Here is a 21,263-nt window from a genome sequence, read left to right as displayed (position 1 = left end):
TTCGTTTATGTTAGAAAACATATTGTGCATTGTTTAGTTTTCAAAGAACATCTTTCGTTTGTTGCTGTCTCCGTGAGTCAGCTTCTATATAATAACCCGATTTTGAATAATTGTCAACACTTTTTTTGAAAAAAATATAAAATATTTTAAAAAAGTTTTCTAAATGCTATAATAATAGCTATATTCATTGATATTATTAGGAGGTTATTTTTATGAAAAAAACTAATGCGGCACGTATTCTAGACCGCTTGAAAATAGATTATGAACTAAAAGAATACAAAGTGGACTTAAATGACTTAAGTGCTGTACATGTAGCTAAAGATGTAAATATGAATATAAAAACAGTATTTAAAACTTTAGTTGCTAGAAGTGATAAAAATGATATCATCATGGCCTGTATCCCTGGCGATGATGAACTTCACCTCAAAAAATTAGCTCAAGTCGCTAATTTTAAAAAAGTAGAAATGATACATCTCAAAGAGTTATTACCTTTAACTGGATATATTAGAGGTGGTTGCTCTCCTCTTGGAGCCAAAAAAGCTTACCCCGTATATATTGATGAAACGGCTTTAAAATGGCCTAAAATAGCTATCAGTGCAGGTGTACGCGGAGAACAAATTCTACTTGCACCTCAAGATTTAATAAAAGCTGTCAATGCAACTGTTGCTGATCTAATTAAATAAAAAAGAAAGTGATTTTATGAATACAGATGAACGACGTCAACAAATCCTCTATACGTTAAAACAAACTAATACGCCAATTACTGGCTCAGAACTAGCCAATATTTTCAAAGTCAGCAGACAAATTATTGTCGGAGATATCACTGTTTTAAGAGCTTCTGGTCATAATATTTACGCTACACCTAGAGGCTATTTACTACCTCACGACCAAGCAAAAGAAGAACAACTCGCCACTATAGCCTGCCAACATAATGATGATAATTTACAAACTGAATTAGAAATCATCATTGATAATGGTGGTAAAGTGCGTGATGTCATTGTTGAACATCCATTATATGGCGAAATTCGCGTCAATCTCTTTATCAATAGTCGTAGAGATATTCAATTATTTTTGGCCAAAAAAGAAAAAACAAATGCCTCTGCTCTGATGAGCATAACTAAAGGTCTACATTATCATACGATTGAAATTCCTAATATGGAAACTCTAGCATTGATAAAAAATGAATTAAAAAAAGTAAATATACTAGTTTCTTAAAAGAAAGCAAGGATGGTAAAATATCCTTGCTTTTTTTCTCAAATCATATTTATCTGCTTTAAATATTCGTATATACCATCTTCATTATTTGATTTCGTTATATACTTTGCCTCTTTTCTTATTTCTTCAGGAGCATTTTGCATGACTACTCCTCTTCCTACAAAATTTAACATAGTCAAATCATTGTAATTATCACCAAAAGCAATAGCTTGAGCTGGTGTCATTTTCAAATGGTGCAATAATACTTCGATGCCATCTGCTTTACTCACATCTTTATTCATGATTTCAATTAAAATATCACTTGAACGAACTATATTTAATTGCGGAAATTTCTCTTGTAAAACAGCTTCTATTTTTGAACTGATATTCGCCTTCGTCATACATAATATTTTATTAGGCAAGATATTATTAGCTATTAAATTTTTAAAATCAGCTTGGCTCGCTTTTACATTAGTGATATTTTCTTCTCTTTTTACAGCTTTATTATTTTCATCTTTTACAAACCAATTATCATCACTATAATAATTTATTACTACATCATCAGGCCATAATAATTCTATTTCACTAATAATAGCTTCTGTGTCTATTTTATTGATTTTATTATCGTACAAAATCTGATTTTGTTCATCTAAAACTAAAGCACCGCCATAACTAATCATTGGCATTTTTACCTTCATTTCATCAAGAATTAATTTCATAGCCTTAGGCATACGTGCTGACACCAATACAAATGGTATATTTTTTAAAGCTAATTTTTGTACAGCATCAATTGTACTAGCTAATAATTCATGTTTAGAATTTAATACTGTTCCATCAATATCAGAAAAGACTATTTTCCATTCCATATTATCACCTACTCTAAATTAAAAATTCTCTAAAAATCTAAAAAAAGCTATGATGAATAAGATTATTAGGTGGGGGATTCATATTCATCATAGCTTTATAAGTTTTTTATTTTTCTATATAGTTAATTATTTTATTGATGTTATTATATCCATTTTTTATGCCCAAACTCAATATCAAACAAGCTATTACACTTAAAACCATCAATACTATACCAACAATTGGTAAAAATGAAGATATACTCTCACCACATAAAATCAATATTAATGATATAGAAGAAAGTACGATCATATTTCGAAGCCAAACTTTTAAATTGTTTAACATCTTAGTTTGATATTGTATTTCTCCAATATAAGCTTGTTTTCCTTTATCTTGCATAAAAAATCACCTTTCATCAATAAGTTAATCCTGTATCGAAGAAACCAACTAATACACCAACAAAAGCAATAACTACCAAAAGAAGCATAACATAAATTGGTGACATGTTTTTCTTAGTCAATAAATACCAACAGAAAATAACAAATGCTGCTGATAAAATATTAGGGAATACACCATTTAATGTATCTTGAAGTACTAAGAATGGTTTGTCTGCACCTTCAGCTGTCATAGTGAAACCTGTTCTGATATTAATCCAAGTACCTGCAACAGCACCAATTACGATAGTACCTAACATTACGATAGATTCACGAATAGCTGTAGCTCTTTCACCAACTAAGAAATCAATTGCTTTACCACCGAGTTCATAACCTTTGAAGTATAAGAATCTCATACCCCAAGTAATAAGTAAGTTCCAAACAACGATATAGAAGATTGCCCCGATTGGAGAACCGCCTGTAGATAAGCCCATTGCAATACCTAATAAAATTGGAATTAATGTACCTACTACTAAGGAGTCACCAATACCAGCAAGTGGTCCCATAAGACCTGCACGAAGACCATTAATTGTTTCTGCATTGATATCATCTGCACCATTTGCTTTTGCTTCTTCCAAACTTGCTGTGATACCTACAACAACACTACCAACTTGTGGTTCTGTATTAAAGAAAGCTGTATATGTTTCCATTGCTTTCTTTTGTTCTTCTTTTGATTTATATAATTCTTCAATAATTGGTAACATAGCACATAAATAACCAAATGTCTGCATATGTTCTTGGGAGAAACATGTTAAATGTCCATAGTACCAATTTCTAAAAGATTTATTTAGTGTTTTCTTAGAAATTTTCTTTTCCATTTAAATATCCTCCTCATCGTCATCATCGTAGCTTGCTCCACTAGCTGCTGCTTTTTTAGCTTCTATGCGAAGCATTTGAATTTTATAATTGATAATTGCGAACATACCGCCAACGATAGCAGCACCGATTAAGTTTAATCCTAAACCTGCAGCTAAAGCAAAACCTAAGAAAAATGGAATGAAATCCATAACATCATTAACAACTTGTTTTAATAAGATAGCAACCCCAACTGATGGAAGTAATGCACCTACTGTGAATAATGTCTGCATTGCAATACCATCCATTGGTAAATAAGTTTTAATAGCTTCTACAGCATCTTGACCATATAAACACATAACTACAGTTGGAATGAAAGAACATATAATATGAGAAATCCAAGGAAGACCCATATCTACAAAATATAACTTATGAAAATTGCCTTCTTCAACAGCCTTCCAACCAATATGTTGCCATGCAAGGTTGATAGTAGCAGTACCATAGAATAAAACTGTACCGAGTGTACCAACCATGGAACCAAATGAAGTAGCTAAACCAATACCTGCTGGACTTGCAGGATCAAGACCTAATGATTTAACAGCTATCATAGCAAGAGGAATACCGATATAACTTACTGCACGAACATCTGCAGAAACTGTACCACCTGGTGTAACAAGTGCTATGTATACAACCTGCATTGCAGTACCAATTAAAATACCGCTTTGAACATCACCTAAAACAATACCGCAAACTAAGCCCCCAATGAGTGGACGACCTAATGTATAGTTACCGATTACAGTACCGCCCATACCAGGCATACTAGCTAAACAAGCAAATATCCCTAATATAACGGCTTGGAGCCAACTTATTTCCATGGAACTCCCTCCAATTCATCTTATATACAATCAAATATACAATTTAATTAAAAACCAAATTTACCTTTAAATTTATCCCAACTACCAATAGAAACATCTGGTAATAAAGAAAATTCGATGCTATAACCAGCTTTACTGATATCTTCTAAAGCTTGTGCTTCTTCTTGAGTAATAGACTGATTATTTCCAAGTGTTGTAGAACCTTCACGGTCATTACATGGACCTACGATTACTTTTGTAATACCGCATTTAAAACCTTGATCAACTAAGATTTTTTTCATATCAATAGGATCTTTTGTGATTAAGAAATAACGAGTATCACTGTCTAAAACTTTCTGAGCTTTCTTTTTAAAATCTTCTATAGTCCAAACAAATGTTTTTTTACCACTAGCTGCCTTATAAGCTGCTTTCAAAACATCTGATTTTGCTGCTTTATCATTAACAGCAATTAATCCATCGCAAGGATATTCTCTAGCCCAACGAGTACAAGTTTGACCATGAATCATACGGTCATCAATACGAATAAATGAAACTGACATTATAAAAACCTCCTAAAATAATTACCTAAAATTAAATATCTTCTTCAGACTCTTCTACTATTTTAAATTCTTGCATAGCCATACGAGCCTGTTCTAAGACTTGGTCTACTAATTCATCTAAGGAAACTGTATCTTTCATCAAAACAGTTGTTAAAGCTAATGGTAAATTCATGCCGCCCAAGATAACTGTTTTTATTCCCTTATTGACTAAAACATTTGTGGCATTCGTAAGTGGTGAACCACCGATTATATCACCTAGTAAAATAACTTCATCATCAGTTGAAATATCTTTTACTTTTTCAGTGAATAATGCTACAAATTCATCTACGCTTTTTCCATTTTCAAGACCAACAGATAAGATATCTTCTCTGTTTCCTGCCAACATAGATAAAGCATCATTTAAGCCATTTGCAAATTTTCCATGGCTAACTAATATTACATACTTCATAGTAGCTCCTCCAATATGTATATTTTATTTATATTTTCAAATAATTCTCTTTACATCAACTATTCTATCAACATTGAAGAAAATAATCATATGTCTACAATCACTAAATGAGCATTACATTTGTCACATTTTTATTTTTGTTCGCTATAAATAAAAAAATAGTAGCCTAAACATAGAATTTTAAGCTACTATTACCATTAAAAACAGTATAAAACTATTTCTCATTATTCATTTAGATACTTATTTATATTTTTTTGTAATTCCAACAAACTTATATCTATATCACTTTTATTTCGTATTATATTATTAATTTCTATATCAATTAAATTTAAAGCTTGATTGTATCTTTTAAATCTACTATGTTCTAGCGTCTTGTTCATAACTTCATCTAAAAGACTTACATTTATTTGACTTTCTTTATTATCATTTTCCAAAAGATGTACAATATCTTCTGATTTATTTACTGATTTCAATGAAGATATTCCTTGAGAATATTTGTATAATTCTTTTTGCGTTTCCTGCTCATAAGTTAACATCTTTAAAAATTCCCATGCCATATCTGCATTCTTACTTCTTGAAGATATACCCATCAATAATGATGAAATTTCACTGCCTCTATCATTTGAAGCAACTAATGGCATCTTTATACAGTCCCACTCAAAGTCAGAGAATTTTTTTACCCTCCAAGGATATGGTTTATATGTACGATATTGAGCAAAAGACATCGGAGCAAAAGCTACTTTTCCTGTATTGAACTCCTCTTTGGTAATAATATGTTCTTGATTTAATTTATTCAACTTTTCTACAAAAATAACTGCTTCTTTCGCTTCATCTTGATCAATAAAACATTCTTTTCCATCTTCATCGAATAATCTTATACCATGACTATACATGGAATCTAGCCAACTAAAATTATAACAACCATACTGGTCGATAGCTCCATCACCATTAGTATCCTTTGTCACTTGTTGACAAATATTATAAAAATCATCTAAAGTCCAATCATTTTGAGGTATAGGTATATTTTCCTTTTCTAATAAAGTCTTATTTACAAACATCAACATCGGATTGCTCTCATATGGCAAAGCATACTGTTTATGCTCATATTGACCAGCTTTTAAAGTGCTCTCATAATAATCATCTTTATTAAAGTTCTTATCATTCTCTATTTCTTCTGTTAAATCCTTTAAAACACCTAAAGAACTCAGCGTATTAAAATCTTCATCTACAATCATAAATACATCAGGTTCTTCACCATTTACAATTTTATCAGCTAACCATAAGGAATAATCCGATTTTAAAATACCACTTTCATACTCAATTTCTACATTAGGATGTATTTTTTCAAAACGGGCTATCGCATCATCGATAACTTTATAATCATTTCCATTTGGTACTTCCCAATTACCTACAAACATGCCTAAATGTATTACTACTTTATCAGAATAAATATTAAACACTGCTAAATACATACAAATAATAGCAATAAAACTTATTAAAACCTTCTTAATCATTATCAAAATCCTTTGCAATTTGACCTGTCTGTACAGCCCAAATAGCTAATTGTGTACGGTCTCGCAAATCTAATTTAGACAAAATCGAGCTCAAATAATTTCTGACTGTACCTTCAGATAAAAACATTTTTTTAGCAATTTCTTTATTCGATAAACCTAATCCTATATTTTGGACTATCTTCCATTCATTTTTAGACAAATCTTCTAAGCATTTCTCATCAACATTTATGATTAAATTTCTATTTCTCGACATATTTGAAAACATACTCACTACTTTAGTAGCTATATCTGGATTAATGAGTGCACCACCATTATAAATTACAATGATATCTTCATACAATTCTTCCATACCCACATCTTTTAATAAATAACCGCTTGCACCATATTTCAATGCACTAAATATATATTCATCATCATCAAAAGTCGTCAATATCACTATTTTTATCTCTGGATATTGTTCTTTTACAACTTTTGTACAATATACACCATCCATTCTTGGCATTCTTATATCCATCAAAATAATATCCACTTTATGTTTTTTCAACATCTCTAATACTTCATATCCATTGCCCACAACGCCGACAATTTCAATATTATCATGTGCACCTAAAATTATCTTCAATGACTCTCTTATAATCTCTTGATCATCTGCAATTAATATTTTTATCATATCTATCTTTATTATTAGAAAAATTTCTCTAATTCTCTAATAATATATCTCCTTTTTTATAAAATTTACATTTTACAACGGTATCTTTATTTTCGTTGTAAAACCATTTTCACTATGAAAATCTATTGTTCCTCTTATTTGAGAAACTCTTTCTACCATCTGTTTTAAACCAAAACCATAATTTATCGCTTTGCAACCTTTGCCATTATCTTTTATCTGTAAACATAATAAATTATTTTCTTTATAGATATCAATATCTACAACTGTAGCTAATCCATGTCGTATGCTATTTGTTATACTTTCTTGAATGACTCTAAATAAAATATCTTCTATCTTGGTATCAAAACCAGTTTCATCAATTTGATAATTTAAATTGATCTTCAAATCTGTGACATCAGATATTTCTTCTTTCATCTTTTCGATAGCTTCTTTTAATCTATATTGCTGTAAAAAATCTGGTCGCATTTTATTTAGTGAATTTCTAACATCTTTCATGCCCTTGCGTATAGCTTTAGATATCACTTTCAGCTGTGCTTTTGCCAATTGAGGATTTTTATCTATCATCGTAATACACGCATCTACGCCTACCGCCATTCCCGCCAAAGCATGTCCTATTGTATCGTGTAATTCTCTAGCCAAACGTTTGCGTTCATTTTTTTCACCAAATTTTTCTGTGACAAGAACATATTTTTGCATTTTCTTATTTATCGTTGCCACCATTGATAATTTTTTAGTTATATATTCATTTTCCTGTAACTGCTTTAAAATATAAATTATCATAAAAATTATAAATAATATTACATTAAAACCTTCTAATAATCGCTTTATAATTATTAAACAATTTTTTATGCTCGCATCATAAACTAAAAAATACTCTTCAATATTAACTAACGGATAAAAATATGTAACTATATCATAATTCGCCAATAAGTAAATAATACCTAATAACAACAGCAAAATCTTATATTTCAGACCTTTTTTCAAATGATACATACAATCGCAAAAAACGAATAAAATTATTCCATTATATGATAAATAAATTAAAAAAATAAGTATTACTGATATTACTACTTCCAATAAGCTATATAAATAATTTATGGTCTTATTCTTTATATTATTAAATTCACGATAATAAACACAATAACCTAAACAAAGTAATAAGCCAATCGATCCACTAACAATATATACAGGAGCTGTCGGCATATATATTATTTTATCCAAAAAATGTCTAGCCAATCCATTTCCAATAATATATTTAGTTGTAATCGCAATAAGTGCTACATAAAATAACACAATTACTACATTTAAAATAAACATTGTATTTTTAACAATGAAGAAAAATAATCCATATGTTTTATTCATTATTGCCACCTATCTTCATCATATTTAAATAAATTTTCTCTGTTTATTAGCGAAATAGGCATGATTATATTTTTTTCTATCTCTTTTCCTTCTAAAATGCTGTACATATTTTCTACTGCTATCTGTCCCATTTTTATCGGTGATTGAGCTACAGTACCTACTATCATTTGATTTTTGCCGATTAAGGATTTTATCTCTGGCGTACCATCAATACCATATACCATTACATCATTTTTATTATTTTTCTCCAATGCGGCTAATGCTCCCAATGCACTAGGATCATTAAGTGCCATTACTACATCTATATCAGGTGTTGACCTTATAATTTCTTGCATTTTAGGCATAGCAATCTCTAATTGCCCATCACACTCAGCTTCATTTATAACTTTATAATTCTCATTTTCAGCAATTACACTCAAAAAACCATCTATTCTTTCTCTGGCTGATTTTGCCGTCGTATGTTTCAATAAAACAATGTTGGCACTGTCTAATCTTTTCATCATATCTTTTGCACATTGCACACCTGCATCATAATTATCTGAAACAATCGTACAATCTACTAAACTCTCATCACTTACAGGAGCATCTATGACTATTACTGGAATATTTGCCCTTTTAGCAGCTTGCAATGCCGGTTCACTTTGTTCAAAATCAATAGGATTTATAAAAATTCCATCTACTTTTGCATCTATAAATTTATATATCTGTTCATTTTGCTTATCAACATCTAATTCTGGATCTAAAGTAATTAATGTATCATTATTTTTTTCAACAGCTTTTAAAATTTCATTATTAATTATCTTATAAAATGGATTATTCATCGTCATATATGTAACGCCAAGAACCTTATGTCTAGAAATAGGTGTTATATAGATATTATATGTAACTATGCAAATCATTAACAGAACCAATGTAATTATTATATATGTCATATTTTTATAAAAACGTTTCATTATCATCACCTTTTTCATTATATCATAGATACCAAAATAATTGACAAAAGTCACTTTAGTTCATCAATCTTTACAAATTCTTTCATAGCTAATATATTTTACGCACAAAAAAGCTGTATTTTAAAAGCTAAAAATGATTACTAAATCCAGCCTTTAAAATACAGTAAAAATAAATATCATCTATTATTTTTTAAATACTTTCTACCAATAACAATAGCAGCATAATCATCAACTGGAACTGGTGGCACTTGCATTCCTAAAGGAATTAATTTTTTCCAACCTTTAGGTGGATTTTCTTGAAAATATAGTTTTCTCGCCTCATCAGTCGTCCTGTATTCATCAATCAAAACTATTTTTACATCCATAAATTCTTGCTTTAATAAATTATATTTTTTCCTACTACTTGTACCATTTCCCATGACAATTAAATTTATAACATAATCATTAAATAAATTTTTTATCTGAGAAATTAAATCTTCCGAATTGATTATTTTATGCTCCAAAACATCGCTATCATTATTCAAAACAGCTATTCCCGTTTTTTCTCTGCCCGGATCAATAGCCAAAATATTTTCATTCATATTTATGCTCTTATTCTACTTCATTCTTAAAATAAATATTTAAACGCAATGGCCCTAAAACTTCTGTATCTTTAGCTGCAAATGCACTTATTAATACATCTTTGCCTCTATTTTCAGCTAAAGCTTTTTCTATAGCATAGATCTGATTGCCATTTATTACACCAACTGTCCCCGTTAATGGATTTGGCAAAATACCATTGTCTATAGCTGTTATATTTACATTGCGAAGAAAATCACTTATCAGCATTTCACTATTACTGCCATCGATAGGAACATTATATATCTTTTGATATATAAATTCATTTTCTTGATAAACTACACGATTAGGATGCATCTCCAATTCAGTAAGAACTGGATCTCCTTTTACTAAATTAGCTGCTACGATAAGGCGAATAACAGTATCACCTTTTGCTTGTTTTAATCTATCCATTGCTTTTTGATATTCAATAGGATAAATCCATACCCCATCTTTAGAGCCTTCTTTGCCTAATTTATCAATTATTTTGCTATTAGCTAATGCTATAATTTGATTTAAATCACTTTGTATCTGTGCAGGATCATCTGTCTTTTTGATCACTCCACTAGCTAATAATTCACCAACACGATAAATTATTGGTCTTTCACGAATATTTTCTATGCCTTCTTGTAAGTCATTATTCGTTTTTTCTAATTCTAAATTATCTGCTTTTAAACTATCATTACTAGCCAATAAAAGTTGATTATTCTCAACTAGACTTTGATTATCTGCTACCAAATTCTGATTATTTTCTATTAAATTTTGATTGTCCGACCACAATTCTTGATTTCTATTTTGCAAAGCAATTTGTTCTTGCTTTAATAAATTTGCAGCATCTTGTGCTTTTACTAAATCTTGTTGTGTACTTTCTAAATCCTTTTTAGATTTATCATATTCTTTTTTAGTTGTACTTAAATCATTTTCTACATTAACTAAAGCACTAGAAGCTTCTTCTAAGGCAGATTGTTTATTTTCCAATTCTGCCTTTAATTTATCCATACCAAAAAGAGCGGTGCGAACATCTTTAGAAGCAATAGCTAATATTCCAAAAGTAACAGTTGTAATCAATATCCCTGTAATTATCGTCACTAAAATGGATGTATGTCTTGGTCTTAAGCCAAATAATGATAATTTTTTCTTACCAACTTTACTACCTAGGCGGTCGCCAATGAAAGCGATTACGCCACCGGTTAAAACTAATACGACAATCAGCATAATGCCATACATGGTTCATTCCACCTACTTATTATTTTGATTCTTTACGAATTAAATAAATACCCGCTATTAAGGTTACAATATTAGGTATCCAAACTGCTATAACTGGCGGAATAAAGGAACTTTGACCTATTGCACCAGCTAAAGTCATCAATGTATAGTAAATAAAAATAATTATAATACTTATACCAAAACCAATTGAAGAAGAACTACGATTTGGTTGAATGCCAAGTGGTGCTCCAATTAAAGCAAACATCAAGCTAGCCATTGGCACTGTAAAACGTTGATACAATTCTGTTTCTAATTTTTTAGTATCCACGTATTGAGATTTCATAATATTTATCTGTTCACGTAATTCTTTAATACTCATTTCATCTGGTTTTTTCTGACTTTTTATGATTTGATTAGGATTTTGATTTATTGGCAATGCCTGTGAATCAAATTTCATCATACGTTCTGTATTTGGCTGAGATAAATCGTATAATACACCATTATACATAGTCCATTCATCAGCACTCCACTTAGCATACTCAGCATTTTCTACACGTACCATTTTACCTTGATCAAATTCTTGAATAGATAAATTATCTAAATTTCCTGTTTCAGCATCATATCTGCGGGCATATACTAATCTTTGAATATTTCCATCTTGAATTTGTTTGATGATTATATGCTCTTGCGATTCTGGAGAAGTATTTCCCTGTATTTCATAACGCACTAAATCTGCATAAGCCTGATTAGAAGCAGGTACTACATATTCATTAAACACTATGGAAAAAATACTTACACCCAAAGAAAAAGCAATAACTGGTGCTACTAAACGTTTAAAACTTACACCACATGCTTTCATAGCTATAATTTCACTATTACCTGATAATCGACCAAATGTCAACAAAGCTGCAAGTAACATAGACATTGGGAATGTCCATACTATGATACCTGGCAAACTATAGATAATCAAACGTACTATAGCTGAAAAAGATGCTCCATATTGCGTTATATATTGAGCAATACGCAATAGAGTCCCTGACCCTAAAAATACAGCTGAAAATGCACAGATGCCAAAGATAAAGGTCATGACTGTTTCTTTTAATATATATTTATCTAAAATACGCATCTATCATCTTCTCCTATAATTTAAAGTCTTCACCTAAATAGAATTTACGAGCAAGTTCACTATTGGCAATAGTATCGCTATCACCTTCCAAAAGAATTTGTCCACTGTTCATGATATATGCTCTATCTACGATTTGCAAAGTTTCCCTTACATTATGGTCGGTGATTAAAATTCCCATACCACGTTCCTTCAAATAACTGATAATACCTTGGATATCAGCTACAGCTAAAGGGTCAATCCCTGCAAAAGGTTCATCTAATAAAATGAAATGAGGTTCTAGTGCTAGACCTCTTGCAATTTCTACACGTCTACGTTCCCCACCAGAAAGCTGCATACCTAAACGAGTTCTTATATGAGTAATATTAAATTCTTCTAAAAGGTCATTTATTTTTTTATCTTGTTCTTTTTTGGATAAACTTCTAGTCTGTAAAATTGCTCGCAAATTATCTTCTACTGTTAATTTGCGAAAAATAGATGCTTCCTGTGCTAAATAACTTATACCCAATTCTGCACGTTTATTAATTGGCAATCTAGTAATATCAATATCAGAAATAAATACTTTTCCTGATGTTGGTTTTTCTATACCTACAATCATATAAAATGTAGTTGTTTTGCCCGCACCATTTGGACCTAATAAACCTACTATCTCGCCTTTCTTTACATTTAAAGAAACATCTCTTACCGCAGGTGTTCCTTTATACTCTTTAATAAGATTTTTTACTTCAATATGCAAGCGTGTCACTCATTTCTTTTCATATCATCTAATTAATTAATATTTACATTATCTCCTAAATAAACAGTTAATGTATTACCTCTAACAATATTACCATTTTGAGTAGCTACTGCATTTCCTGTAAGTACTAATTTTCCATTGTCTGTACTATTATAAGTAGCATTATCACTATTAGTCACGATATTTCTAGATGGACTTTTAATATTTACATTACCTGTAGCCACAAAATTAAAATCTTGACCATTTCCTGTGTATGTTGCTGTATCACTTGTAGATTGTACATCATTAGTTTTGCTATTTAAATATACATTGCCTGTCGCTGTATATTGATTTGTCATCAAATTTCCTGATAATACATCACCGCGAATATCAGCCTGTGGTCCTGTAGCACTGCCACCTAAAGGCATTGAAATATCACTTGAAGCCTGATTATAATGTATTTCTTCTCCAGTTAAAGTATTATCAGCTTTTACTAATACTACTGAGCCTTTAGCCACAACTTCTTGATTGGCATTAGAGACCAGACTATCTGCTTTTAAGCTCATATCATCCTTATTAGCAGTTACACCACCTGTGATGGATGCTTCTTGAGTCTTGAAATTATATGTTGCTTGGCCACCAGTTAATACACCACCATCGCGAATAACTGTTACCCCACCTGTGGCTATAGCCATATCTGTCTGAGCATTATATTCTATTACGTCGCCTCTTAATTCAATAGGAGCATCTGCTGCAATAACTGTATTTACCATTGAAAAACTCATAATAGCCACAGCAAATGCTGTTTTTAGCTTACTATATTTTTTCATTTATTGATTATCTCCTTTTATAATATGTGCATTACCCATTAATTTAAAATTAGTAAATGCATCTTTACTTTCAGCCTTATCTGCTGTCGCTCTCATGCCTGGTTTATTGATATCAACGTTTCCTTCGCAAGTCAATATACCTTGTTCACCATTCCATGTGACTTTATCTGTCTTAAATTTTAATTCATCACTAGATTTTGCTTCTATACCATCGACCAATTCAATATTTTTATTTTTCTGATCGTAAGTTGCCTTAGGTGCGTCTATCTCTATACTTGTACCATCTTCACGATAAAAAGTACCCTTTACTTTCTCCATGGTAAATATCTGAGAATCCTGATCCACTGTCATTGTCTCTGCATAACATTGCCAAATCAATTTACCATTTACTTCTTCTTTCAAAGTATTATTGTGATATACCATAACTTTATTTGTCTGTGTATTTTGCACTTCTTCAACTTTTGGTCTACTAGCATAAGCCCAATAAATCAATGCAACTATCAATAAAACAAAAATTAAAATTATGGCATTTTTTTTATTTACCTTTTTAGTCATTTATTGACCACCTTAGTTTTCACGGTATGATGTTTTACTCGTTTTTCCTCTGGACGTGTATTCCAACGTTTTTGGAACCAAATCCACTGTGTAGGATGTGCTATGATTTGATCTTCAATAACTTTTGTCATACGCTTTGTAAAATCATACAAATCTGCATTTGTATCTCCAGTATCATTATATACTATTGGCTCATAAATTTCTATTTTATGCGTACCATCACTTTGACGAATAATAAAAGCTGGTACAACTGGTGACATAAATTTACGAGCAAATACAGCAGGTCCCATTGGCGTTGAACATACTTCACCTAAAAATTCGATGAATGCACCACCTGGACCGGCATCTTGGTCTGCTAAAAAGCCTAAAATACGACCTTTCTTCAATGCTCTTGAAGCTGCCAAAAGCTCTGAAGCTGCACCACGTGCAAATATTTCCACTCCAACTTGAGCACGATATTCATCCAATAGCTTTGTATACTGAGAATCTGGTTGTGTCTTAGCTAGTGCTGTAACAGAAAAACCTGCTTTAACAAGACCAGCAGCAAGCCATTCCCATGTTCCCATATGTGCTGTTAAAATTACAACACCTCTGTTTTTTGCATATTCTCGTTTTAGAATATCTAACCCTTCAAATTTTATATACTTAAAATCATCTTTTTTCAATCTTGGCATATATAAAATTTCTAAAACATTTTGGCTTAAATTGATAAATGAATCTTTAACAATCTTTTTAGCTTTTTCTTCATCTATCTTAAAAGATTTCATCATTCTATCAACTGCACGATTGCGTTCTTTAGCTATTAAATGAAAATATAATATACCTAGTATATGCCCTAATCTAAGCAAATTTTTATGTGATAAACAACATAAAAAAGCACTAAAATATTTTAACAATTTATATTTCATTCTAATTCCTCTAATGCCTAAAATAAACTTTTATTGCGAAATATTATTCTCTACTTCTTTGGCATCTGTTTTATCTTCTATATTTAAATAACTATCTACAACAGCTTGCCATTTTTCCTGTACTTTCAAAATAAATTCTATAATTTGACGCACAGCTCCCTTACCACCAGCAAAATCACTCACTAAAATAGATACTGCTTTGGCTTCTTCTGTAGCATCAGCTACAGTTGCTGGAAATCCAACCCTTTTCATTACAGCTAAATCAAATAAATCATCGCCGATATAAGCTACTTCTTCATCTTTTAATTGATATTCAGCCAATAATTCTCTATAAGCTGGAACTTTATTTTTTTTATTTTGATAAAAAGCATTTATTTTTAATTCTCTAGCACGATAAGCAAGCATCTTAGATTCTCTGCCCGTGATAATAGCTGTTTTTATCCCTAATTTTTGGGCTAGAGTAATCCCTAGCCCATCTCTTACATTAAAAGTCTTAAATAACTCACCATTATCACCAACAGCTATAGAACCATCTGTCAATACGCCATCAACATCTAAAATAATCATTTTTACATTTTTTGCTCGTGCTAATGCCTCTTGTGTATATTGCATTAAACCACTCCCTGACGAAGTAAATCAGTAAGATGTACTATACCTACTGGTTCATTTTTTTCTGCATCAATTACTGGAAGCACTGTAATTGGTTTTGGTTGATGTTTTTCCATAATACTAAGTGCTTCAGCAGCCATTTTATCTTTTGTAATTACTACTGGATTTTTAGTCATTAAATCTTCTACTGGTTCATCCAAGAATTCTGCTCCACGTGCGAGCATACGGCGAATATCGCCATCTGTTACCAGCCCAATAAATTTACCATTTTCATCAACTACAGAAGTTGCACCTAATCCCTTTGCTGTCATTAAGAATAACGCTTCTTTTGCTGTTTTATGCACAGAAATAACTGGATTATCTTCACCTGAATGCATAACATTTTCTACAGTTAAAAGCAATCTTCTGCCAAGTGCTCCACCTGGATGGAATACAGCAAAATCCTGAGCTGTAAAATTGCGTGAAGATAAAAGTGCTATAGCTAGTGCATCTCCCATAGCAAGAGTTGCTGTTGTACTAGCAGTAGGTGCAAGACCTAATGGACAAGCTTCACGTTCTACACTTATATCAATATAATAATCTGCATTTTTACCGAGTGTAGATTCACGTCTACCACTCATAGCAATAATTTTTGCACCAATGCGTTTAATTATCGGTAAAATATTTACAATTTCATTGGATTCGCCACTATTAGAAATAGCAAGTACCATATCATTAGCTGTAACCATACCTAAATCGCCATGAAATGCTTCTGCTGGATGCATAAAAAATGAAGGTGTTCCTGTACTAGCTAAGCTTGCTGCTATTTTTCTGCCTACATGTCCAGATTTTCCCATACCTGTTACAATAATACGGCCACTACAAGCTAAAATAGCCTTTACAATTTCTTCAAATTCATCATCGATATGACTAACTAATTTTTTTACTGCATCTGCTTCTATTTGAAGTGTTTCTATAGCCTTTTCTTTTATCATGATTATTACCTCACAATTTAACTCTCAAAAATCCCAGTAATATTTTATTTATTTATTTTTTTCTTTGTTATTTCATTGATTGCGATTAAATCTTTTAATAAATCTTCTAATTTATCTAGATAAACCATATTTGGTCCATCACAAAGTGCTTCTTCTGGATTATCATGAACTTCCATAAAGAAACCATCTACACCTACACCAGCTGCACCACGAGCTAAGAATTCTACATATTCTCGATTGCCAGCAGAGCTTGTACCTGCTCCACCTGGTAATTGTACACTATGTGTTGCATCAAAAATTACTGGATAGCCTGTAGAACGCATGATAGGGAAAGAACGCATATCTACGACTAAGTTATTATAACCAAAGCTTGCTCCACGTTCTGTGAGTAAAATCTTTTCAGAACCAGCTTCCTCTAATTTTTTAACCACATTTTTCATATCTGCTGGAGCCAAGAATTGACCTTTTTTTACATTTACAACACAGCCAGATTTTGCAGCTGTATATAATAAATCTGTCTGACGGCTTAAAAATGCTGGTATCTGTAATACATCTACTACTTTGGATACTGGTTCAACCTGTGTTTCATTGTGAATATCTGTAACAATTGGCACATTGAGTTCATCTTTTATACTTTGAAGCCACTTTAATCCTTTTTCAAGTCCTGGACCACGATATCCGTTATAAGAAGAACGATTTGCTTTATCGAATGAAGCTTTAAATACATAAGGAATACCAAGTCGAGAAGTTATTTCTTTTATAGTTTTACCAATATATAAAGAACGTTCATATGATTCTAATACGCATGGACCTGCTAAAAGTACTAATGGATTTCCCGCACCAACTTCAAAATTACCAATTTTTACTGTATGCATAACTACACTTCCTCACTTTTTAAATTATTTATTATTTTCCATTTCTTGATATATTTTATTTACTTCTTCTAAATCTTCTTTTGTATCTACACCAACAAAATGTTTATCTGTGGTTATAACTTTGATTTTATAGCCATTTTCTAAAGCTCTAAGCTGTTCTAAAGACTCTGTTTGTTCAAGTGGTGTTGGTTGCATTTTAGCATATTGTAACAGAAAATCTCTACGATAACCATATATTCCAATATGTTTATAAACAACAACTCCTGTATTTTCACGAGGATATGGTATCAAAGAACGTGAAAAATACAATGCATAACCATTTTTATCTGTAATTACTTTTACATTTCCTGGTTTTGCTTTTTCTTCTTCTTTCATAGGAGTCTTCACTGTAGCCATTTTTAAATCTTCATCATTTAAAAATTCCTGTGCTAAATCATCAATAATCTGTGGATCGATAAGTGGTTCATCACCTTGAACGTTAATGATTACATCTGCATCTGGGCATTTTTGAGCTACTTCTGCCAATCTATCTGTACCTGTTGGATGATTTTTTGCTGTCATTATAGCTTTTCCGCCAGCTTTGACTACAGCATCATATACTCTTTCATCATCAACAGCTGCTATTACTTCTGCTGGTTTTGTAGCATTTAATACACGTTCATATACACGTACAATCATTGGTTTCCCAGCTATATCTGCAAGTGGTTTTCCTGATAATCTTGTAGAGGCATAACGAGCTGGTATTACACAAATAATTTTCATTTTTATCCCTTCAATCTAGGTAAATTTTCCTTTAAATATTCAAATAAAACTTGTGTTTCATCAATAAAAGTAACTTCTATACTGATAATATAAATCGGTATAGGTCTTTTTTTACTCAATAAAGTTTCTGGTATTTTTACAGCATCTTTATCGGTAATGATAATAGCTTCTGCACCTTGTTCTTCTGCTTGATGCATGACTTCTTTTATTTCTTCTTCTGTATAATCGTGATGATCAGGGAAACGCAAACTTTCTGTAATAACAGCACCTATATCGCTCAAAGTCTGCTCAAAAGATGCTGGATTTCCTATAGCTGACATAGCTATGACTTTATGGCCTTTCATCATATCTACAGATAAAATTTCATTTGGTTTTCGACTAAATAAATTGCCAATTTCCACAAAACCCAATGGTTTATGTGTACTTTCTACAACTAGAGCATGATCATTATACTTAGCTAAAGTATTTCTTATTTCTTTACATGCAGTTTTACTAGCTTGATCAACTTTTGTCAATAGACAAACATCAGCTCTGTTTAAATGACTTAATGGCTCACGAAGCGTACCGCGTGGTAGCATATGACCATTGCCAAATATATTTATAGCATCAACTAATAAAATATTTAAATCACGTTTTAATTGCCAATGTTGATAACCATCATCCAAAATTACTACATCTACATTGAAATTATCTACAGCATATTTTCCCGTAACAGTTCTATCTGTACCAATCAAAACTGGTATATCAGGTAAACTTCTCGCTAAAAGATAAGCTTCATCTCCAGCTTGGTCTGCTGACATAAAAACTTTATTGCCATCAGATACAATACCTACATCGCCCTTCCATTTTGCACGATAGCCACGATTTAAAATAGCTACTTTATAACCTAAATCGCGAATATATCTGGCTAATAATTTGGCTGTTGGTGTTTTACCTGTACCGCCAACTGTTATATTACCAATACTTATAACAAAACAATCTAATTTTACTTGTTTGGCAATACCCCATTTATACAAATTTAATTGAAAATTTACGAGGCTGCGATAAATCAAAGAAAATCCATATAATACGCCTAAAAATATTTTTGCCGGTATGCTTTTCTTATTTTTATCATGAACTAATTTATATAAATAAGTTTGGAGATTTTCTATTTTTTCTGTAGAATGCACTTGTACAGAATTACCTTTTTCGCATTCATCTAATAATTCATGTAAGATAACAGCTGAACGACGAGATGCTCCTCTATTATCCTCAATTATTTGCAATGTTTCTCTTTCCATTTGATGTCGTTTTTCAGGACAATCAAATAAATCAATCACTGCATTTGTCAATTCTTTACTATTCTTAACAGTTATACAAGCATTTCGTTTACTAAATAAAACATGCGTATCTTTAAAATTAAACATATTAGGACCAACAATTATAGCTTTGCCATGAGCTGCTGGTTCTAAAATATTATGTCCACCATGTCTTATTAAACTACCGCCTACATAGATAACATCGCCCACACTATATATTTTACCTAATTCACCAATGGTATCTAAAATCACTACATCTTGTTCATATGATGGATTTTCTTTTAATACTGTACGGAAATTAGTTTTAAATCCATGTTTATGGCAAATACTAGCAATCTCATCTTTACGTAAGATACTTCTCGGTGCAATCAATAATTTGACTCCAGGATGTTGTTTTTTTAATTCACTATAAGCTTTTAAAACAGCTTCTTCTTCACCTTTATGCGTGCTTCCTGCTAAAAATATACCTTTTGCCTGATCTAAACACAATTCTTTTAACATTGCACTGCGTTCAGTTTCATTTACATTAGTATATGTCTGGTCAAATTTTGTATTACCTGTAACTGTAACTAAATTCTCATCTGCTCCCAAACGAATGATATATGACGCATCAATTTCTGATTGCATAGCAAATTTTTTCACTGTACCAATCATATCAGATAAAATACTAAACATATATTTATAACGTTTTACTGATTTATCACTAATTCTACCGTTTACCATCATTACTGGTATATTATATTTTCTTGTAGCTTTTAAGAAATTCGGCCAAAGTTCTGTTTCTACAGGCAAAAATACACGAGGACGAATTTTTTTGATAAAACGTTCAGGAAGCCATGGCAAATCTAAAGGAAAATAAATTATACTATCGGCATCTTTAATAATGCGATTGGCCATGGTATATCCTGTATTAGTTACTACTGATACTAATATTGGTGTATGGGGAAATTCTCTGCGAAACTCTTTAATGATTGGACTTGTTGCTACAATCTCCCCTACTGAAGAAGCATGTATCCAAATACAATTTTTGCCAGCTACTTTATCTAAAGCATGTTCTGGCAAAAAACCACAACTTTGAATCATGCGTTTTAAAAAACCTTTTTCACGAATAGTTCTAACTATAAAATATGGTATCAATAGTATAACAAGCAATATAGCTACAATATTGTATAAAATCTGCATAT

24 protein-coding genes are annotated in these 21,263 nt (G+C 31.3%); 2 read left to right on the top strand and 22 right to left on the bottom strand.

What is annotated here, in order from left to right; genetic code table 11:
- Positions 1-212: 212 nt before the first annotated feature.
- Complete coding sequence (gene ybaK / locus Q5I67_RS08080; RefSeq protein ID WP_296923465.1) at positions 213-683, top strand: Cys-tRNA(Pro) deacylase; 471 nt, start codon at positions 213-215, stop codon at positions 681-683.
- A 16-nt stretch (positions 684-699) separates the two neighbouring features.
- Positions 700-1,215 carry a transcription repressor NadR gene (locus tag Q5I67_RS08075; RefSeq protein ID WP_296923468.1) on the top strand — a complete coding sequence of 172 codons (516 nt, stop codon included), beginning with the start codon at positions 700-702 and terminating at the stop codon, positions 1,213-1,215.
- 38 nt (positions 1,216-1,253) lie between these two features.
- On the opposite strand, the gene Q5I67_RS08070 is transcribed toward Q5I67_RS08075, so the two are convergent.
- From Q5I67_RS08070 to lpxK, 22 genes are all read right to left on the bottom strand, one after another.
- The gene (locus Q5I67_RS08070) at positions 1,254-2,060 is read right to left on the bottom strand and encodes a Cof-type HAD-IIB family hydrolase (RefSeq protein ID WP_302486981.1); all 807 of its coding nucleotides are present in this window, start codon (positions 2,058-2,060) and stop codon (positions 1,254-1,256) included.
- Between the two features lie 106 nt (positions 2,061-2,166).
- Positions 2,167-2,436: a hypothetical protein gene (locus Q5I67_RS08065; RefSeq protein WP_302486980.1), complete on the bottom strand. Its 270-nt coding sequence runs from the start codon at positions 2,434-2,436 to the stop codon at positions 2,167-2,169.
- A gap of 16 nt (positions 2,437-2,452) precedes the next feature.
- The gene (locus Q5I67_RS08060) at positions 2,453-3,289 is read right to left on the bottom strand and encodes a PTS system mannose/fructose/sorbose family transporter subunit IID (protein WP_302486979.1); all 837 of its coding nucleotides are present in this window, start codon (positions 3,287-3,289) and stop codon (positions 2,453-2,455) included.
- Positions 3,290-4,141: a PTS sugar transporter subunit IIC gene (locus Q5I67_RS08055; protein ID WP_302486978.1), complete on the bottom strand. Its 852-nt coding sequence runs from the start codon at positions 4,139-4,141 to the stop codon at positions 3,290-3,292.
- Between the two features lie 47 nt (positions 4,142-4,188).
- Positions 4,189-4,680, bottom strand: a complete 492-nt coding sequence (locus tag Q5I67_RS08050) for a PTS sugar transporter subunit IIB (RefSeq protein WP_302486977.1) — start codon at positions 4,678-4,680, stop codon at positions 4,189-4,191.
- 31 nt (positions 4,681-4,711) lie between these two features.
- Entirely contained in the window at positions 4,712-5,128 is a 417-nt protein-coding gene (locus Q5I67_RS08045; RefSeq protein WP_302486976.1) for a PTS sugar transporter subunit IIA, read from the bottom strand.
- A 224-nt stretch (positions 5,129-5,352) separates the two neighbouring features.
- Positions 5,353-6,642: a sugar ABC transporter substrate-binding protein gene (locus Q5I67_RS08040; protein WP_302486975.1), complete on the bottom strand. Its 1,290-nt coding sequence runs from the start codon at positions 6,640-6,642 to the stop codon at positions 5,353-5,355.
- On the bottom strand, positions 6,635-7,312 hold the full coding sequence (locus Q5I67_RS08035) for a response regulator transcription factor (protein WP_302486974.1): 678 nt from the start codon (positions 7,310-7,312) through the stop codon (positions 6,635-6,637). Before Q5I67_RS08035 ends, Q5I67_RS08040 begins: the two co-directional genes overlap by 8 nt.
- Positions 7,313-7,384: 72 nt before the next feature.
- Entirely contained in the window at positions 7,385-8,674 is a 1,290-nt protein-coding gene (locus Q5I67_RS08030; protein WP_302486973.1) for a sensor histidine kinase, read from the bottom strand.
- On the bottom strand, positions 8,674-9,573 hold the full coding sequence (locus tag Q5I67_RS08025; RefSeq protein WP_302486972.1) for a sugar ABC transporter substrate-binding protein: 900 nt from the start codon (positions 9,571-9,573) through the stop codon (positions 8,674-8,676). Before Q5I67_RS08025 ends, Q5I67_RS08030 begins: the two co-directional genes overlap by 1 nt.
- Before the next feature lie 230 nt (positions 9,574-9,803).
- The gene (gene ruvX / locus Q5I67_RS08020) at positions 9,804-10,208 is read right to left on the bottom strand and encodes a Holliday junction resolvase RuvX (RefSeq protein WP_302486971.1); all 405 of its coding nucleotides are present in this window, start codon (positions 10,206-10,208) and stop codon (positions 9,804-9,806) included.
- A 10-nt stretch (positions 10,209-10,218) separates the two neighbouring features.
- Complete coding sequence (locus Q5I67_RS08015; protein ID WP_302486970.1) at positions 10,219-11,451, bottom strand: DUF3084 domain-containing protein; 1,233 nt, start codon at positions 11,449-11,451, stop codon at positions 10,219-10,221.
- A 19-nt stretch (positions 11,452-11,470) separates the two neighbouring features.
- Positions 11,471-12,556 (bottom strand): LPS export ABC transporter permease LptG, encoded by a 1,086-nt coding sequence (lptG, locus tag Q5I67_RS08010; protein WP_302486969.1) that lies wholly within the window; start codon positions 12,554-12,556, stop codon positions 11,471-11,473.
- Between the two features lie 13 nt (positions 12,557-12,569).
- Positions 12,570-13,289, bottom strand: a complete 720-nt coding sequence (lptB, locus tag Q5I67_RS08005; RefSeq protein ID WP_302486982.1) for an LPS export ABC transporter ATP-binding protein — start codon at positions 13,287-13,289, stop codon at positions 12,570-12,572.
- Positions 13,290-13,321: 32 nt separating this feature from the next.
- Complete coding sequence (locus Q5I67_RS08000) at positions 13,322-14,098, bottom strand: LptA/OstA family protein (protein WP_302486968.1); 777 nt, start codon at positions 14,096-14,098, stop codon at positions 13,322-13,324.
- The gene (gene lptC, locus Q5I67_RS07995; RefSeq protein WP_302486967.1) at positions 14,099-14,653 is read right to left on the bottom strand and encodes an LPS export ABC transporter periplasmic protein LptC; all 555 of its coding nucleotides are present in this window, start codon (positions 14,651-14,653) and stop codon (positions 14,099-14,101) included. It lies immediately after the preceding gene.
- Entirely contained in the window at positions 14,650-15,561 is a 912-nt protein-coding gene (locus Q5I67_RS07990; protein WP_302486966.1) for a lysophospholipid acyltransferase family protein, read from the bottom strand. Before Q5I67_RS07990 ends, lptC begins: the two co-directional genes overlap by 4 nt.
- A 30-nt stretch (positions 15,562-15,591) precedes the next feature.
- Positions 15,592-16,173, bottom strand: a complete 582-nt coding sequence (locus tag Q5I67_RS07985; RefSeq protein WP_302486965.1) for an HAD family hydrolase — start codon at positions 16,171-16,173, stop codon at positions 15,592-15,594.
- Positions 16,173-17,144 carry an SIS domain-containing protein gene (locus tag Q5I67_RS07980; RefSeq protein ID WP_302486964.1) on the bottom strand — a complete coding sequence of 324 codons (972 nt, stop codon included), beginning with the start codon at positions 17,142-17,144 and terminating at the stop codon, positions 16,173-16,175. Before Q5I67_RS07980 ends, Q5I67_RS07985 begins: the two co-directional genes overlap by 1 nt.
- Before the next feature lie 44 nt (positions 17,145-17,188).
- Entirely contained in the window at positions 17,189-18,019 is an 831-nt protein-coding gene (gene kdsA, locus Q5I67_RS07975; protein WP_302486963.1) for a 3-deoxy-8-phosphooctulonate synthase, read from the bottom strand.
- Between the two features lie 24 nt (positions 18,020-18,043).
- Positions 18,044-18,781 (bottom strand): 3-deoxy-manno-octulosonate cytidylyltransferase, encoded by a 738-nt coding sequence (gene kdsB / locus Q5I67_RS07970; RefSeq protein WP_302486962.1) that lies wholly within the window; start codon positions 18,779-18,781, stop codon positions 18,044-18,046.
- 2 nt (positions 18,782-18,783) lie between these two features.
- Positions 18,784-21,261, bottom strand: a complete 2,478-nt coding sequence (gene lpxK / locus Q5I67_RS07965) for a tetraacyldisaccharide 4'-kinase (RefSeq protein ID WP_302486961.1) — start codon at positions 21,259-21,261, stop codon at positions 18,784-18,786.
- Positions 21,262-21,263 lie beyond the last annotated feature (2 nt).

Origin of the sequence: uncultured Megamonas sp., assembly GCF_958438645.1 — a bacterium.
Taxonomy (GTDB): Bacteria; Bacillota; Negativicutes; order Selenomonadales; family Selenomonadaceae; genus Megamonas.
This window is presented reverse-complemented; position numbering and strand designations above follow the sequence as displayed.